We start from the raw sequence: 547 nt of genomic DNA, 5'->3' as shown, positions 1-547 counted from the left end.
ACAACCCGAACACCAGCGGTTCGTCCACTCCGGTCCTCTCGTACTAGGAGCAGCCCATCTCAATTCTCAAACGCCCACGGCAGATAGGGACCGAACTGTCTCACGACGTTCTAAACCCAGCTCGCGTACCACTTTAAATGGCGAACAGCCATACCCTTGGGACCGACTTCAGCCCCAGGATGTGATGAGCCGACATCGAGGTGCCAAACACCGCCGTCGATATGAACTCTTGGGCGGTATCAGCCTGTTATCCCCGGAGTACCTTTTATCCGTTGAGCGATGGCCCTTCCATTCAGAACCACCGGATCACTATGACCTACTTTCGTACCTGCTCGACGTGTCTGTCTCGCAGTTAAGCTGGCTTATACCATTACACTAACCGTACGATGTCCGACCGTACTTAGCCAACCTTCGTGCTCCTCCGTTACTCTTTGGGAGGAGACCGCCCCAGTCAAACTACCCACCAGACAGTGTCCCAAGACCCGATTCAGGGCCCATGGTTAGAACATCAACACTACAAGGGTGGTATTTCAAGGTTGACTCCACG

1 rRNA gene is annotated in these 547 nt (G+C 53.9%); it reads right to left on the bottom strand.

Annotation, left to right across the window (positions count from 1 at the left end):
* Positions 1 to 547 (bottom strand): 23S ribosomal RNA (locus tag Q4519_RS21675); the annotation flags it as partial.

Origin of the sequence: Motilimonas sp. 1_MG-2023 (assembly GCF_030547455.1) — a bacterium.
GTDB lineage: Bacteria > Pseudomonadota > Gammaproteobacteria > Enterobacterales > CBDFNC01 > Motilimonas.
Note: the sequence above shows the minus strand (reverse complement) of the source record. Positions and strands in the feature narration are given on the sequence as shown.